Origin of the sequence: Salipiger bermudensis (assembly GCF_017309175.1) — a bacterium.
GTDB classification, from domain to species: domain Bacteria; phylum Pseudomonadota; class Alphaproteobacteria; order Rhodobacterales; family Rhodobacteraceae; genus Salipiger; species Salipiger bermudensis.
The window spans coordinates 16,582-31,885 of the sequence record NZ_JAEKJV010000023.1; the positions used below are offsets into that span (position 1 = coordinate 16,582).

Annotated in this window: 14 protein-coding genes and 1 pseudogene; 10 read left to right on the top strand and 5 right to left on the bottom strand. The window is 64.6% G+C overall.

Annotated features, from left to right (window positions below; translation table 11 throughout):
- Positions 1-45: 45 nt before the first annotated feature.
- From JF542_RS22155 to JF542_RS22185, 7 genes and pseudogenes are all read left to right on the top strand, one after another.
- Positions 46-678, top strand: a complete 633-nt coding sequence (locus JF542_RS22155) for a TetR/AcrR family transcriptional regulator (protein WP_207077467.1) — start codon at positions 46-48, stop codon at positions 676-678.
- Between the two features lie 181 nt (positions 679-859).
- Entirely contained in the window at positions 860-2,116 is a 1,257-nt protein-coding gene (locus JF542_RS22160) for an aromatic ring-hydroxylating oxygenase subunit alpha (protein WP_207077468.1), read from the top strand.
- Positions 2,117-2,119: 3 nt separating this feature from the next.
- Positions 2,120-3,208, top strand: coding sequence for an FAD-binding oxidoreductase (locus JF542_RS22165; protein WP_207077469.1), 1,089 nt, complete (start codon positions 2,120-2,122; stop codon positions 3,206-3,208).
- A gap of 21 nt (positions 3,209-3,229) precedes the next feature.
- Positions 3,230-3,538, top strand: a pseudogene (locus tag JF542_RS24550) (trimethylamine methyltransferase family protein); the annotation flags it as partial.
- A 43-nt stretch (positions 3,539-3,581) separates the two neighbouring features.
- Positions 3,582-4,415, top strand: a complete 834-nt coding sequence (locus tag JF542_RS22175) for an alpha-hydroxy acid oxidase (RefSeq protein WP_207077470.1) — start codon at positions 3,582-3,584, stop codon at positions 4,413-4,415.
- A 376-nt stretch (positions 4,416-4,791) separates the two neighbouring features.
- The gene (locus JF542_RS22180; RefSeq protein WP_207077471.1) at positions 4,792-5,046 is read left to right on the top strand and encodes a type II toxin-antitoxin system CcdA family antitoxin; all 255 of its coding nucleotides are present in this window, start codon (positions 4,792-4,794) and stop codon (positions 5,044-5,046) included.
- Positions 5,034-5,324, top strand: a complete 291-nt coding sequence (locus tag JF542_RS22185; RefSeq protein ID WP_207077472.1) for a CcdB family protein — start codon at positions 5,034-5,036, stop codon at positions 5,322-5,324. The genes JF542_RS22180 and JF542_RS22185 overlap by 13 nt, the downstream gene beginning before the upstream one ends.
- Before the next feature lie 369 nt (positions 5,325-5,693).
- On the opposite strand, the gene JF542_RS22190 is transcribed toward JF542_RS22185, so the two are convergent.
- The 5 genes from JF542_RS22190 to JF542_RS22210 form a co-directional block, all read right to left on the bottom strand.
- On the bottom strand, positions 5,694-7,583 hold the full coding sequence (locus JF542_RS22190) for a bifunctional sugar phosphate isomerase/epimerase/4-hydroxyphenylpyruvate dioxygenase family protein (protein ID WP_207077473.1): 1,890 nt from the start codon (positions 7,581-7,583) through the stop codon (positions 5,694-5,696).
- A gap of 25 nt (positions 7,584-7,608) precedes the next feature.
- Positions 7,609-8,883: a TRAP transporter large permease gene (locus JF542_RS22195; protein ID WP_207077474.1), complete on the bottom strand. Its 1,275-nt coding sequence runs from the start codon at positions 8,881-8,883 to the stop codon at positions 7,609-7,611.
- 3 nt (positions 8,884-8,886) lie between these two features.
- Positions 8,887-9,414, bottom strand: a complete 528-nt coding sequence (locus tag JF542_RS22200) for a TRAP transporter small permease (RefSeq protein WP_207077475.1) — start codon at positions 9,412-9,414, stop codon at positions 8,887-8,889.
- 87 nt (positions 9,415-9,501) lie between these two features.
- Positions 9,502-10,512: a DctP family TRAP transporter solute-binding subunit gene (locus tag JF542_RS22205; protein ID WP_207077476.1), complete on the bottom strand. Its 1,011-nt coding sequence runs from the start codon at positions 10,510-10,512 to the stop codon at positions 9,502-9,504.
- Positions 10,513-10,529: 17 nt separating this feature from the next.
- Positions 10,530-11,429 carry a shikimate dehydrogenase gene (locus JF542_RS22210; RefSeq protein WP_242533891.1) on the bottom strand — a complete coding sequence of 300 codons (900 nt, stop codon included), beginning with the start codon at positions 11,427-11,429 and terminating at the stop codon, positions 10,530-10,532.
- Positions 11,430-11,558: 129 nt separating this feature from the next.
- Here JF542_RS22210 and JF542_RS22215 point away from each other — a divergent pair, with 129 nt between their 5' ends.
- From JF542_RS22215 to JF542_RS22225, 3 genes are all read left to right on the top strand, one after another.
- Complete coding sequence (locus tag JF542_RS22215) at positions 11,559-12,224, top strand: TetR/AcrR family transcriptional regulator (RefSeq protein ID WP_207077477.1); 666 nt, start codon at positions 11,559-11,561, stop codon at positions 12,222-12,224.
- Between the two features lie 343 nt (positions 12,225-12,567).
- Complete coding sequence (locus tag JF542_RS22220; protein WP_207077478.1) at positions 12,568-13,362, top strand: IclR family transcriptional regulator; 795 nt, start codon at positions 12,568-12,570, stop codon at positions 13,360-13,362.
- 4 nt (positions 13,363-13,366) lie between these two features.
- Entirely contained in the window at positions 13,367-15,271 is a 1,905-nt protein-coding gene (locus JF542_RS22225; RefSeq protein ID WP_224888489.1) for a thiamine pyrophosphate-dependent enzyme, read from the top strand.
- The last annotated feature ends 33 nt before the right edge of the window (positions 15,272-15,304 follow it).

Below are 15,304 nucleotides of genomic sequence, written 5' to 3' on the forward strand. Positions count from 1 at the left end.
TGTACAATCTCTGGACATCCCGTAAGGGTCATGGAAAATGGCGCGATGACCGACAAGACCCCTCTTCCCGATCGCGGCTGGCGTGGCTCGCCGGAACTGTGGCTTGATGCAGCCTATGACGCGTTGATCGACAAGGGGGTCGACGCCGTGAAGATCTTGCCGCTGGCCAATTCCCTGAACTTGTCGCGCACCAGCTACTACTGGTTCTTCAAGGACCGCCGCGCATTGCTGCTCGCGCTGCTGCAGCGCTGGGAGGCGACAACGACCGAACCGCTTCTCGAGATCACCAGGGCCTATGCAGCGACCGAGGCCGAAGCCATTCTTGGCGTGATCTCGATCTTCCTGGGCGACATTGGCTTCGATCGGCAGCTGGAACTGGCGGTTCGCGCCTGGGCGCAGCAAGACACGGACGTCGCGGACATGCTGCAGGAGGCGGACGCCAAGCGGCTGTCGGCCCTGCGTGAGCTGCTGCTCCGCTGGGGCCACGGGGAAGAAGATGCCGACGTGCGCGCCCGGACGATCTACCTCGTGCAAATCGGCTATATCTCGATGCGGATCGCGGAAAGCGTCGAGGACCGGATTCAGCGCGTTCCCTACTATGTGGAAGTCTACTCCGGCCATCGGCCTTCAGCGGACGAGATGGCACGTTTCCGCGCAAGAGTGACCGTCCCCGACTGAATCCCAGTCATCATGTCGCGACATCCCGGCCGGCATGTCGCGATTTGCGAAGTACGCCCCCCCTGATCCCGTGCAGAAATGCAGAGAAGAGGAGACGCCGAGCGCCCGCTCTTCTTTCAAATTTCTTCCCCAGATGACCCTGTCCGCCAGTGTTCTGCGGCCCGCTCAGAGGAGTACGCATATGCTGCGCGAATCCGAAGTGCTGTCGCTGTTGATGCGCCGCACCCCCGCCCATTCCCTGGAACAGGACCTCTATTGCGACGCAGGCGTCTTCGAGGTCGACATGGCGAAGATCTGGTACCGCGAATGGGTCTTTGCCATCCCGGCCTGCGAGATCCCGAAGGCCGGTGAATTCGTCGTGCACGAGATCGGCGCCTATTCTGTCGTCATCGTGCGCGGCAACGATGGTGAGATCCGCGCATTTCACAACGCCTGCCGGCACCGCGGCTCGGTCCTGTGCAAGACCAAGAAGGGCAGGGGGCCGAAGCTGGTCTGTCCTTACCACCAGTGGACCTACGAGCTGGATGGCTCGCGTCTCTGGGCGCGTGACATGGGCCCCGACTTTGTCGCTTCGGATCACGGGCTGATGTTCGTTCATTGCCGCAATGTCTCGGGAATGGTCTACATCTGCCTTCCGGACGAGGCGCCCGAGTTCGAGGACTTTGAGGCCGAGGCAGCACGCTATCTCGCCCCGCATGATCTGGAGAATTCCAAGGTCGCTTTCGAAAGCACGATCATCGAGAAGGGCAATTGGAAGCTCGTCTGGGAAAACAACCGCGAATGCTATCACTGCTCGGGCAACCACCCTTCGCTGTGCCTGACCTTCCCGGATGATCCGCGGGCCATCGGCAACGACGACTCCGGACAGCTTTCAGGGCTTCTCGAGACCCATGTCGCGCGTTGCGAGGCGGTCGGCGCTCCCTCCGCGCACAAGGAAGATCCGGTCCGGGGGAACTGGCGGTTCGTTCGCACCCCGTTGCTCGGCGCGGGCGAGAGCTACACTCTGGATGGGAAGGTCGCTGTCACGAAACCGAACAGCTCGATCCCCTTCAAAGATGCCGGCAGTCTCTTGAAGTACAAATACCCGGGATGCTGGAACCATTTCCTGTCTGACCATGCCCTGATCTTCCGCGTCACGCCGATCAGTGCCACGGAGACCGAGGTCTGCACGAAGTGGCTGGTTCACAAGGATGCGGTCGAGGGCCAGGACTACGATGTCAAGCGCCTGACCGAGGTCTGGCTCGCGACCAACGATGAGGACCGCGAAGTGGTTGAGAATAACCAGCGCGGCATTCTCAGCCCTGCCTACCGACCGGGCCCCTATTCGCCGACCCATGAAGGTGGCAACATCCAGTTCACCGATTGGTACGCCGAGACCATCGTCCGCGCCATCACCGGGCCGGACCGGCGCGGCAAGCTGACCGTGGCGGCAGAATAAGCCATGTCGATCACGTCTGATCTCATTGCCACCGCGAACAGCGGCATTTGGACCGATAGCGAGATGCTGGAGTGCTGTGCCGTTGTTCCAGAGGCACCGGACACGGTCACCATAAGCTTCGTCTCTCCCTCCGGAAACCTGTTCAAGTACGAGCCCGGGCAGTTCCTGACGCTGGAACTGCCGGTGCCCGGCGGGCCGCTCTACCGGACCTACACAATCAGTTCCTCACCTTCGCGACCTCTGTCTTTGTCGATCACGGTGAAAGCACAGCCCGGCAGCATCGGGACGCGCTGGATGCTGGAGAAACTGATGCCCGGAATGCGGGTCAAGGCAATCGGCCCGGCCGGCCAGTTCACGCTGGATACGACCGCAAGGAAGAAGAAGTACCTCTTCATCTCGGCCGGGTCCGGCGTGACGCCAACGCTGGCGATGACGACGTACCTCTACGACAGAGGGACTGATATCGACGTCAGTATCATCAACTGCGCCCGTCGGCCCGGTGAGATCATAGGACGGCGCTCCCTGGCCGCGATGGCGTCGCGCGTGCCGTCAATCAAGCTCACGTTCATCGTGGAAGAGGACGACCCGTTCCAGGTCTGGACGGGCCTGCGTAGCCGGCTCAACCAGATCATGATCGGTATCGTCGCCGGCGACTATCTGGAGCGCGACATCTACTGCTGCGGACCGGAGCCGTTCATGGATGCCGTGCGCGAGATGCTGATCGGCCTCGGCTATGACATGGCGCGTTACAGTCAGGAGAGCTTTGCCGCCCCGGTGGAAACGGCCGAAGACCTGCCGGACCTTGATGACGTTACGCCGGACGAGTCGGCAGCGGCGCAGATCACCTTCGCGGGATCCCATGTCACGGCCGACTGCACCGAGACGGACACGGTCCTGGCCGTCGCCCGTGGTGCGGGGCTGAACATCCCCTCGGGCTGCACCTTCGGGTTTTGCGGGACATGCAAGATCCGCAAGACCAAGGGCGAGGTGCACATGGTCCACAACGGCGGCATTTCGGAAGACGACATCGTGGACGGCTACATCCTTGCCTGCTGCTCGAAGCCGGTTGGACAAGTCGAAGTCGATGTCTGAGGGATAGACCGGAGCGCAACCATGGAGACAGAGGTCACGGCAAATCGGGGGCGGAGCGGAGGGCGCGCCGCACGGCGCTCGCGCCGCAGCAAGCACGATGTTGCAATGCTGCCCGGTCTGCACAACACCTTGCCGCCATGCGAGGTCCTCGATCACGAGATGGTCGAACGGATCGATGCGGCCTCCATGGACATCCTTGAGCAGGTTGGCGTGGTCTTTCGTGACCCGCAGGCCCTTGCGGACTGGAGCGCGATCGGTGCGAAGGTCGTTGGAGAGCGGGTCTACCTTGATCGTGGGCTGGTGCGTGACCTGATCGCCACCATTCCGGCGGATTTCACGCATCCTGGGTGGACCACTTCAAAGGGGCTGGCTCATGGGCCGAACCTACTCAGGCCCGTTCGGCATCGCGCCGATGGGCGTCTCCTCGCTCAGTGGCTATCGCGGAGATCTCGCCCTGGCGAAAGCGGCAGAGGCCGCAGGCATACCGATGGCCATCAGCGCCGCCTCCCTGATCCGCATGGAGGAGATCGCCGAGGCTGCGCCGGGCGTCTGGTATCAGGCCTATCTGCCGCCGGATGCGGCGGATGTCTCGGCCCTGCTCAAGCGGGTGGCCGCCGCCGGCATAGGCACCTTCGTCATTACCGTCGACAGCTCCGTCGTGCCGAGCCGCGAAAACAACGTGCGCAATGGCTACAAGACACCGTTGCGGCCCAGTCTCAAGCTGGCCTGGGACGGGATCACTCATCCCGGCTGGGCGATCGGCACTTTCCTTCGGACTTTCGCACAGCACGGCATGCCGTATTTCGAAAACGCCGATGCCGGGCGTGGCGCGCCGCTGCTCTCGAGCCTGGCGGTTCGGGACTTTTCCGGTCGCGAGCGCCTCAGTTGGGCGCAGCTCGAACAGGTGCGGCGGGAATGGACGGGCAAGCTTGTTCTCAAGGGGATCCTGCACCCACAGGATGCGATCCGGGCGCGTGACACCGGGGCCGACGCGATTGTCGTCTCCAACCATGGCGGCCGCCAGCTCGACCATGCGCTGTCCCCGATGCGGGCGCTGCCCAGGGTCGTGGCGGCGGTGCCGGATATGCCGGTCATGATTGATGGCGGTTTCTGGCGCGGCACCGACATCCTGAAGGCGCTCGGCCTTGGGGCTGCTTTCGTGTTTCTTGGCCGGCCCTTCAATTACGCCGCAACGGTGGCCGGGTAGCCCGGAGTGGATCACGCGATCCGACTCCTGGTGAACGAGCTGCGCGCCGACATGGGTATGCTGGGGCTGACCACCATCCCTGAGATGAGTGCAGAGGCCTTGTCTCTGGCGCGCTTCCGATGTCCGGTCACCCCGGCCTCGGAGCTCTTGCAGCGCCGGGCCCCTCCTATCGCTCGTGCGACATGAGCGTCACGGGTGTACTGAGACGATAAATGTCCGAGCAGAGGCGACACGTGCTGCTGAGTAAAGCCACGGCCTCTTACACATAAGGGGATGTCCGCATGCCGTGTTGGCTGACTTGAAGTGTCGGCATTCGAGGTCTTGTGTCAGGGCCGAGGCGGTATATATTTAAGGTATCAAAAGAGAGTATGATTGGATGGTATTGCAAAACCGGCGCAAGACGTCTCTGACCCTTGATGCTGAAGCGCTCGACCTTGCAAAGGAGCTCGGTCTCAATATCTCTGCCGTCGCCGAGGCGGCGTTGGTCAAGGCCGTCGCCGCCGCAAAACGTGAGAAATGGCTTGCCGAGAACGCGGATGCGTTCACTGCCCAGTCAGACTGGCATGAGCGAAACGGGCACCCCTTGGCTGACATCATCGTCGCTCCTGGAGGATCTTCGTGGAAGGGTTGAGCCGTTTCGATGTCGCGGAATACAATGGCGTTCTCATGGTCGTCGTCGAAAGCGAACTTCTACCGCCTGATCCTGCGGTCGTCGTCATCCCCCTTCTTCCCGACTACCCTGCGGTTCGGCATCTTAACCCCGAGCTCCAACATGACGGCAAGCGTCTGATCCTTGCCACAAGGCTGATTGCGGCTGTTCGACGGTCGAGTTTGCGCCGAGACGGAACGGTCGCACATCAAGGCGATCTCGTTACGAAAGCTGTCGATGTCCTGATGTCAGGTGTTTAGTCTACCCAGCCAACACGGCTTGCGGACATAATCTATCGATAATCAAGGCTTACACGCTCTCGGGGCGCATGCTGGCATGTGAAGCATAAGGCTCTGCCAGCCGCTTTGAGGTGGTCCAACCACGATGCGTGAAATCCGGTGGGATTTCGGCGCCCAAGAGGGTTATTGAACGGCTGGAACGCGTGGGGAGCCGGCAGACACTCTCGGCTGACTGCGCACGAGCCGGAGATCGAGCTCAAGAATCGCGACAGTCATCGCCTTGCTCGGAGACCTCCACAGCATGGAGCCAGCATGTCATTTGACCGGGATGGTAGCACCGGGTCGCCGCGCTCGAGAGAGCGCGCACTTCATGAAAAATCAGTGCTGGCATCAGGTCTTCGGCATGCCCTTGCCCGGCCCGAGGCGCTTTTGTGCGGCAATGCGGAACGGCGCGTTGGGACCGCCGAAGCCCTTGTAGCCCGGCCCGCGCTGCACGATCTCGAAGAACATGCCGCTGGCGAAGGCGCGCGAGTAGAGCTGGAAGAACTCCGCCTCGCCGTCGCGATCGTAGAGGATATTCGCGGCGCGTAGCCGGTCTAGCAGGCCGTCGGGCATGTCGAAGCGCGCGGCGAGGTCATCGTAGTAATTGGCCGGGATCGGCAGCGCCTCGAAGCCGTTCTTGGCCATCTGCTCGGCGGTGGCGAAGATGTCGTCGCTCGCCAGCGCGATATGCTGCACCGAGGCGCCGAAGGTCGAGGCGAGAAAGCGGCCCGCCAGCGTGCGGTGTGTCTCGGCCCCGTTCAGGGTGATCTTAAAGCGGCCGTCCTCGCTTTCCACCACCTGACTGCGCACCAGACCGTCCGGGTCGATCACGTCAACCATCGGCGATTTGTCCATGTCGAACAGCGTCGAGTAGAATAGCGTCCAGCTCAGCATGTCCTCGTAGGACATGGTCTGCGCGAGGTGGTCGATATGGGTGATGCCGACGTCATTGCGGGGCGTGGCGTCGGTCTTGGCAAACTCCACATCCCACACGCTATCGAGCCCGCTGGTGCCGTCAATGAAGTGCAGCACCGAGCCGCCGAGGCCGCGGATCGCCGGGATCGCGAGCTCGCCCGGCCCGGTGGGCTGGGAAAAGGGCGTGGAGCCGAGCGCCTTGGCACGGGTCACGGTGTCTTCCGCCGAAGAGACCTGCAGGCCGATGTCGCAGACCGAGAGGCCGCGGGTGTTCCAGACATGGCTGGCATGGCCCTCGGTCTCGGAGTTGATGACGATGCGCACGTCGCCCTGCTGCCAGAGCGCCACCCGCTTGTTGCGGTGCTGTGCGGCGTGGGTGAAGCCCAGCGTGCGCAGGAGCTGAGACAGCGTCTCGACCTCGCCGTCGCGGGCGGTGAACTCGATGAAGCTGACATCTTCCGCGCGGACCCGGGGCGGGATTGCGGGCAGGTCGATCTTCGTCTCCGGCTCGACCCGGCGCACATCGTCCATCAGGGCCACCAGAGAGCGGTAGCCGTCCTGCGCGGTGGCCTTGGCGTTGGAGCCGCGGAACTGGTCGTTGAAGATCTCGAGGCTGATCGGTCCGGTATAGCCCGCCGCCATCACCGCCTGCATGAAGCGGCGCACCTCGAGATCGCCTTCGCCCGGCATGTTGCGGAAGTGGCGCGACCAGTAGAGCAGGTCCATGTCGATGGCGGGCGCATCCGCGAGTTGCACGAAGAAGATCTTGTCGCCGGGAATGGCGCGGATCGATTCCGGGTCGATCTTGCGTCCCAGCGTGTGGAAGCTGTCGAGGATCAACCCGACATGGTCGTGGTTGGCGCGGCGCACGATTTCCCATGCGTCGCGGTGATCGTTGAAATGCCGGCCCCAGGCCAGCGCCTCGAAGCCCACCCGCAGGCCGCGCGCGCCGGCGATCTCGCCGAGCTCGGCAAGGTCATCGGCGGCACGCTGGATGCCGCCGAGCGAGCGCGGATGCACCGACGAGCAGATCAGGATCAGGTCGGTGCCGAGCTCCTGCATGACGTCGAACTTGCGCTTGGCGCGGTCGAAGGCCTTGGCGCGCAGCGGCTCGGGCAGGCATTCGAAATCGCGGAAGGGTTGGAACAGGGTGATGTCCAGCCCCTTGTCGCGGATCATCCGCCCGACCTCGCGGGCGCCGCCATCATGGGCGATGAAATCCTGCTCGAAGATCTCGACCCCGTCGAACCCGGCGGATGCGATGGCGTCGAGCTTCTCGGGCAGGGCGCCCGAGATCGAGACGGTGGCGATCGAGGTCTTCATGGCGGAGTCTCCCACGGGTTGCGGATCAGAAGCCGAGCAGGGTCGGCAGCCAGGTGACGGTTTGCGGCACGAAGGTCAGGATGATCAGCACCAGCACCTCGACGAGGAAGAAGGGCATGATCGACCGGATCAGCCGCGCCATCCCGACATTGGCCACGCCTTCGGCCACGAAGAGGCAGAGGCCGAGCGGCGGGGTGATCAGGCCGATCATCAGGTTGAAGATCACCAGAATGCCGAAATGGGTCGGGTCGACCCCCATGCTCACCGCGATCGGGTGCAGGATCGGCACCAGCACCAGCATCGCCGCGATGCCCTCGAGGAACAGGCCCACGAAGAGGAACAGGACGATGACGGCAAGCAGGAAGGCGGTCTTGCTGTCGACATTTCCCAGCACCCAGTCGGTGAGCATGTTGGGGATGCGGTTGTAGGTCAGCAGCCAGTTTGCCGCCGCCACCGCCGCGATGATGATCAGGATCACCGCGCTGTCGCGCATCGCGCCCGAGAAGATGCGGGGCAGGGCAGAGAGCTTGATCTTGCGGTAGACGAAGACCCCGAGGATCAGCGCGTAGCCCACGGCAAAGCTTGCGGCCTCGGTGGGCGTCACGATGCCTGCGAGGATCGAGCCGACCACGAGCACCGGCATCAGCAGCGGCAGGATGCCTTGCAGAAGCGCCTGGCCGTTGGACGGCCCGCCGAGGTCTCCGGTCTGGTCGCCGTGGTCGACCTTCACGGTCAGCATGACATAGCCCGACAGGAACACCGCCAGCAGCAGGCCCGGCACCACGCCGCCGAGGAACAGCGCCGGCACCGAGACACCTGAGACGATCAGCGCGTAGATGATCACCGGGATCGAGGGCGGAATGATCGGGCCGATCACCGAGGAGGCGGCGGTCAGGGCGGCGGCGAAGCTGCGGTCATAGCCGTGCTTCTCCATTTCGGGGATGAACACCCGGCCGATCGCTGAGGTGTCGGCGACCGCCGAGCCCGAGAGGCCGGCGAAGATCACCGAGGCCCAGATGTTCACGAGCGCGAGGCCCGCGCGCAGGCGGCCTACCAGCACGTTGGCGAAGGCGATGATGCGGCCGGTGATGCCGCTTTCGTTCATCAGCTCGCCGGCCAGCACGAAAAGCGGGATGGCCAGCAGCGGGAAGGAGTTCAGCCCCTTGAAGATCTCGGTCGGCACGATGCGCAACGTGTAGGGCGCATCGCCAGTGGCCATGAAGTAGAGCAGTGCGGCGATGATCGCGATGGCGATCGGCGCGCCCGCCAGCAGGCCCACGATGAGGATGGCATAGACCATGGCTCAGAACTCCCGTCTCTGTGTGAGGCGCTCGGCCAGCTTCAGGGCGCCGGCAACGGCCAAGAGGGCGCCCCCGAAGGCAATGGCGTATTGATAGGGCCCGACCTTGCCGATCCAGACCAGCCAGTCGATGCCGGTGGAGGTGGCGAGCCAGTCCGCCGTGCTCTTGAGGCCGGAGCTGTCGACGCCGCCGCGTCGCAGGGCGAAGACGTGGCCGGCATAGGCCAGCGCTAGCCCTGAAGCGATGGTGACCACGTCGGCGATCATGAACAGCACGTGGCGCACCCGGCCCGACAGGGTGTCGGTGACCACGGTAAAGCGGATGTGCTGGTCGTTGAGATAGGCCAGTGCGAGCCCGAACATGACGCCATAGATCGTCAGGTAGATCGGCAGTTCCTCGCCCCACGGCACCGAGCGGCCCATAGTGTAGCGCCGCAGCGAATTGACGAAGATGATCAGGAAGACGAGCGCCATCGATAGACCGGCTCCGAAGCCGAACAGCCATCTTGCGGCGCGGGTAAGAGCGGTCATGTCGGCTCCTCCGGAATTGAACAGACGGGCGAAATTGAACGAGGCCGGGCCCCCTCGCAGAGGCCCGGCCCCGGCAATGCTTGCCTCTTACTGGGTGGCGTCAGCCACGGCCGATTGCAGGCGGTCGATCCACTCTGCGTCATCCCCGAGCTCGCCACGCAGGTACTCGACCACGGCGGGCTGTGCCTTCTCCGCGAAGGCGGCGATCTCGTCAGAGGTCGGGGCGTAGACTTCCATGCCCTCTTCCTGAACCTTGCCGACGCCTTCGGCGGTGTTCCACTGCTGGATCGCACGGCCCATGTTGCCGGCGACGCGTGCGGCGCGGGCCACCACTTCCTGCTGTGCCGGCTCGAGCATGTCGTAGAACTCGTCCGAGATCAGTATGAAGTCGGCGGCATATACGTGCCCGTCGAGGGTCATGTATTTCTGCAGCTTGTGCAGGCCGTTGTTGTAGATCACGCCGACCGGGTTCTCCTGGCCGTCGACCACCCCGGTCGAGAGCGCGTTCGGCAGCTCTGTCCATGCGATCGGGGTCGGCTCGCCGCCGAGGCCCTTGACCATCTCGACATAGAGCGGGATCGGCTGGACGCGGAACTTCAGCCCTTCCATGTCGGCGGGCGACTTGATCTCGCGGACACCGTTGGTGAAGTTGCGGAAGCCCGTCTCGCCATAGGCCAGCGTGCGCAGGCCGGTCTCTTCGAGGCAGTGCTCTGCGAGCGCGTCGCCAAACTCACCGTCAAGCACGTCCCACGCCACGGTGGCCGAGGAGAAGGTGTAGGGGATGTCGAGCACGGAGGCCGCAGGGCAGACCTTGGACATCGCGCCCGAGACCAGCACAACCTGCGTGAGGTTGTCCTGCGCCTGTGCGACCAGCTCGTCCTCGTTGCCGAGCGCGCCGGCGGGGAAGACCTCGACGGTCATGTCCGACTGGCCTTCGACGATGTTCTTGAAGATCTGTGCCGCGGCGCCCTTCTTGGAGCCGGTCCATTCGTCGGGGTCCACGTGCGCGACGCGGATCGTCTGGGCCATGGCCGAGGTGGCTGCGAGGCTGCCGCAGAGCGCGGTGACGGCCAGCAGAGAAGTGGTGATGGAACGCATGTTGTCCTCCCTTTGCGTTACATGTTGCCCGCGGTGGCGAGCGGGGCCTTATCGAAGGCGTCGAATGTTGCCTTCATCCGGTTCGGGTCGGCGGGCCGGCCCGTGAAGAGTTCGAAGGCGCGCACCGCCTGGTAGACCGCCATGCCCGAGCCCGGCAGCACGCGGCAGCCCTTGGCGCGCGCGGTTGCGATGAGCTGGGTCTCGAGCGGGAAATAGACGATATCGGCGACCCAGAGGTCGCTGGCGATGAGATCGGCCTCGATCGCCATGCCCGGCAGCTTGGCCATGCCCATCGGGGTGGCGTTGACGATGCCGGTGGGGCGGTCCGCGGCGAAAAGCGCGGCAAGGTCGGAGACCGCCTGCGTCTCGGTGCCGGGGCGGTTGCCCGCGACCAGCTTGGCCAGCGCCTCGGCGCGGGCCAGATCGGTGTCGAAGATAGAGAGCTTCTGCGCGCCGCAATCGGCCAGCGCATGGGCCACAGCGACGCCAGCGCCGCCGGCGCCCAGCAGCACCGCGTGGCGCGTGTCGGCGCCGTCGAGCCCGCGACGGAAGCTCTCGGCAAAGCCCCAGAGATCGGTGTTGTGGCCGATGCGCTTTCCGTCCTTCAGCACCACGGTGTTGACCGCGCCCACGGCGCGGGCGTTCTCGCTCAGCTCGTCGAGCAGCGAGATCACCTCGATCTTGAACGGGTAGGTGATGTTGAGCCCGTCGAAGCCGGCGGCCTCGGCGGCGGCCACCATGTCGGTGAGCGAGAGTGTCGCGCGCTCGGGCGCATCCATGTCGAGCTTCTCGTAGACCGTGAACAGCCCCTGCGCCTGCGCCTCGCGCATGTGCATCAGGGGGGTGCGCGACAGCATGATGCCGCGGCCGATCAGGCCGGCAAGCAGAGCGTCTTCGGATGTGGTGATGGTCTCCAAACCGGCCCCTCCCCTGGCGGTGTGTCGTTCTGTCGCTGACAATGAACCGTGCGGTTAAATTCGTCAAGACAATTGAACCGCCGGGTTAAAAAGGTAGAATGAGCGTGGAGAGGGAGGCGGGGTTATCCGATGGAAAAAGAAACCAAATCACGGCGCTGGAAGCAGAATCCCGAGGCGGTGAAATCGGATATCCTGCGTGTCGCCCGGACGGAGTTTGCCCGGAGCGGCCTCTCGGGTGCCCGAATCGAAGACATCGCCTCGGGCACCAAGACCTCGAAGCGGATGATCTTCTACTATTTCGGGGACAAACAATCGCTCTACGAAGCGGTGCTGGAAGATTGCTATGCCGAGGTGCGAGCCGGCGAGGCCGAGCTCGATCTCGAGGGGCTGGCGCCGGACAAGGCGCTCAAAGCGCTGATCGAATTCACCTTCGACCACCATCGCCGCAACCCGGAATTCATCCGCCTCGTGATGATCGAGAACATCCACGAGGCGCGCCATCTCGACCGGATGGCGCGGCTGCACGGGCAGAATCTGCGCGCCATCGGCGTGGTCGAGAAGATCTGCGAGGCAGGGCTCGAGGCAGGACTCTTTCGCGAGGATGTCTCGCCGGTGGCGCTGCACTGGCAAATCTCGGCGGTGAGCTTCTTCAACGTCGCCAACCGCGCGACCTTCTCGAGCAATTTCGGCGCGGCGCTGTTCGAGGAGGCAGGGCAGGCGCTCCTGAAGGATGCCGCGGTGCGCAGCATCCTGTGCTCGGTGCTGGTCCACCCTGAGACGATGGATCGGGCCTAAACCGTGCGGTCTTTCGCACTGAGCCCGCCACAAAGACCGTAGCGGCTCCTTCTACGCGTCATCCAGCGCGCCGAGAAAGCTCATGGGGCGATCGACCGGATGCGTCTGATGCGCGCGAGGGCCAATCACGCGTGCAAAGGCACCACAAGATCGCGAACTGGAACCGAGACCCATGCCGGGTATCGGTGCAGGACAGGGTCATGCGCATCAGGGGTCGGCAAATCCTGAAATTTGTCCCAGGCCCCTTTCATTTTTCACAATGTGAAATCAGCACGGCAATATGAAAAAACTTTTGTCTTAGGGCAGGTCCTCCTCCAAGCATGCTGACACGGAGGAGACGATGATGGACACTCAGACAGACACGAAAGGCGAGAAGACGATCCAGTCGGTGGATCGTGCGCTGGCCATTCTCGAGGTGATGGCGCGCCACCGCGGAGAGGTCACACTTGCGACGATCAGCGAGGCGCTGTCGCTCAACGCCTCCACCTGCCACCACATCATCAAGACCCTCATGGCGCGCCACTACGTGCGCCCCGGCACCGCCCGCGGCCGCTACATGCTGGGCTCTCAGCTGGTGGTTCTGGCCGACGCCGTGAACGTCAAGGCCGAGCTGCCGGGCCGCGCCAAGGCGGTGCTCGATGCGCTCAACCAGATCACCGAGGAAGCCGTGCATCTGGCGGTGCTCGAGGGCGGCGAGATGATCACCCTGGTCAAGCGCGAGGCACGCCATGCCCTGCGCGTCGACAGCGGCTCGATCGGAAAATCGCGCGCCATGCACGCCACCGCCACGGGCAAGATCCTGCTTTCCGAGCTGCCCGAGACCGAGATCCGCCGCATCACCTCCGAGCACGGCATGCAGAAATTCACCGGCAACACCTGCACCGATGTCGATGCGCTGATCACCGAGCTCGAAGAGACCCGGGAGCGGGGCTATTCCGAGGATCGCGAGGAGTTCCAGCTCTACGTCGTCTGCCTCGGAGCCGCTGTGCGCGACACCACCGGGCGCATCATCGCCTCGATCAGTGTCTCGACCCCGATCAACCGTGCCACCCCAGAGCATCTCGCCCTCGTCCGAGACGAGGTGATGGACGCCGGTCGCACGCTTTCCCTGAACGTTTCCGACAGTCCGGAGGCTTGAGCCTATGAACCTTCAAGAGTTTTCCTCGCATGTCACCCGCTCTGGCACGCAGGGTATGCGCGCCCGCGCCGCGGTGATCGCCGCCGCCGGCGGACTGGCCGAGGCCCGTGCGGCGGAGATGCTGCCCGAAACGCTGGAGCTCACGCTCTCCGAGGCGCTGGTGCTGGCGCTGCTCAAGCAGGGCACGCGCAAGTATCTGGCGATCTTCGGCCACGGCTCGACGGATCTTGGCGAGGTGCTCAGGATCTATGACGGCGAGGGCGTGACGCGGACCTTCAACTTCCGCAACGAGGTCGAGATGGCCCACGCCGCCACAGCGCTGGCCTGGCAGTACGGCGAGACGCCGGCACTGGTCACCTCGATCGGGCCGGGAGCGCTGCAGGCCATGGCAGGCTCGCTCGCCGCGGCATCGAACGGGGTTGGCGTCTGGCATGTCTACGGCGACGAGACCACCTTCGGCGAAGGCTACAACATGCAGCAGATCCCGAAGCCGCAACAGGAGCTTTACGCCCGCATGACGGCGCTCATGGGGGAGAGCTATTTCCTGCACACGCCCGAGGCGCTGCGCGAGGCGATGCGGCGCGGCACGCGTCGGGTCTTCGACCCCGTCAAGGCCGGGCCGTTCTACCTCCACCTGCCGATCAACACACAGCCGGCGCGGGCAATGTTCAACCTCGATGCCCTGCCGTCGCGCCTGGCGCCGGTGCCGCTCTCGCCCGAAGGCGATGCGCTCATCGAGGCCGCGGCCGAGCAGATCGCTGCGGCGGGCAAGGTCGTTCTCAAGGCCGGCGGCGGCACCCGCGGCTTCGACGCCGAGATCCGGGCCCTGGCCCGTGCGGCGGGCGCGCCGGTCGTGCTCTCTCCCGGCTCGACCGGCGTGCTTGCCGATGACGATCCGCTCAACATGCATGTGGGCGGGTCCAAGGGGTCGATCAGCGGCAACCACGCGATGGAGGAGGCCGAGCTGCTGATCGTGGCTGGCTCCCGGGCGGTCTGTCAGGCGGATTGTTCGGGAACCGGCTACCCAAAGGTGCGCAGGGTGGTGAACCTCAACGGCGACTGGGCTGACGCGCTGCACTACAATGACACGCTGTCGCTGGTCGGCGATCTCGGCGCCGTAGCACGCCGGCTGACCGCGGCGCTCGAGGCCCGCAGCGCCGCCGCCGGCAAGGCCGGCTGGCTCGAGGCCTGCGCCGCGAAGAAGGCCGAGTGGCAGGCCTTCAAGGCCGAGCGCCTTGCCCTGCCGCCGGTGCAGGACACGGTCTGGAAGCGCGACGTACTCGCCCAGCCCGCGGCGATCGGCATCGTCGATGCCTTTGCCCGAGAGGTCGGTGCGGTGAAGTATTTTGATGCCGGCGACGTGCAGGCCAACGGCTTCCAGGTGGTCGAGGACGACCGCTCGGGCCAGACCTATACCGAGACAGGCGCGAGCTACATGGGTTTTGCCTCGAGTGGCATCCTTGCCTCCGCGCTGGCCGACCGGCCCGACTACGTGATCGCCTTCACCGGCGACGGGTCGTTCATGATGAACCCGCAGGTGCTGATCGACGCGGTAGAGCACAAGCTGCGCGGCATGGTGGTGATCTTCGACAACCGCCGCATGGCCGCGATCAGCAGCCTGCAGCTGGCGCAATATGGCCGGGACTTCCGCACCAATGACGGTGTCGCGGTGGATTACGCGGCGATGGCCGGCGCGGTGAGCGGGGTGCTTCCGATCACCGTCGGCGGCAGCGCCGAAGAGCTGCGCGAGGCGCTTGCGCAGGGCCACGCCCATGCCGGTCTCAGCGTCCTGCACGTGCCGGTCTACAGCGGCGAGGATCCGCGTGGCGGCATGGGCAGCTGGGGGTCGTGGAACGTCGGCAACTGGGTCGAGGACGTGCAATCGCGCTGGGTGCGGCAGTCGCTCTGACCGCCGGCCAGACACCTGATTATCACTTCGCGG

Bases quoted from the DNA above. Each gene is read 5' to 3' on its own strand.
- JF542_RS22155 (WP_207077467.1), top strand. From the start codon at position 46: ATGACCGACAAGACCCCTCTTCCCGATCGCGGCTGGCGTGGCTCGCCG.
- JF542_RS22160 (WP_207077468.1), top strand. From the start codon at position 860: ATGCTGCGCGAATCCGAAGTGCTGTCGCTGTTGATGCGCCGCACCCCC.
- JF542_RS22165 (WP_207077469.1), top strand. From the start codon at position 2,120: ATGTCGATCACGTCTGATCTCATTGCCACCGCGAACAGCGGCATTTGG.
- JF542_RS22175 (WP_207077470.1), top strand. From the start codon at position 3,582: ATGGGCCGAACCTACTCAGGCCCGTTCGGCATCGCGCCGATGGGCGTC.
- JF542_RS22180 (WP_207077471.1), top strand. From the start codon at position 4,792: ATGGTATTGCAAAACCGGCGCAAGACGTCTCTGACCCTTGATGCTGAA.
- JF542_RS22190 (WP_207077473.1), bottom strand. From the start codon at position 7,583: ATGAAGACCTCGATCGCCACCGTCTCGATCTCGGGCGCCCTGCCCGAG.
- JF542_RS22195 (WP_207077474.1), bottom strand. From the start codon at position 8,883: ATGGTCTATGCCATCCTCATCGTGGGCCTGCTGGCGGGCGCGCCGATC.
- JF542_RS22200 (WP_207077475.1), bottom strand. From the start codon at position 9,414: ATGACCGCTCTTACCCGCGCCGCAAGATGGCTGTTCGGCTTCGGAGCC.
- JF542_RS22205 (WP_207077476.1), bottom strand. From the start codon at position 10,512: ATGCGTTCCATCACCACTTCTCTGCTGGCCGTCACCGCGCTCTGCGGC.
- JF542_RS22215 (WP_207077477.1), top strand. From the start codon at position 11,559: ATGGAAAAAGAAACCAAATCACGGCGCTGGAAGCAGAATCCCGAGGCG.
- JF542_RS22220 (WP_207077478.1), top strand. From the start codon at position 12,568: ATGGACACTCAGACAGACACGAAAGGCGAGAAGACGATCCAGTCGGTG.
- JF542_RS22225 (WP_224888489.1), top strand. From the start codon at position 13,367: ATGAACCTTCAAGAGTTTTCCTCGCATGTCACCCGCTCTGGCACGCAG.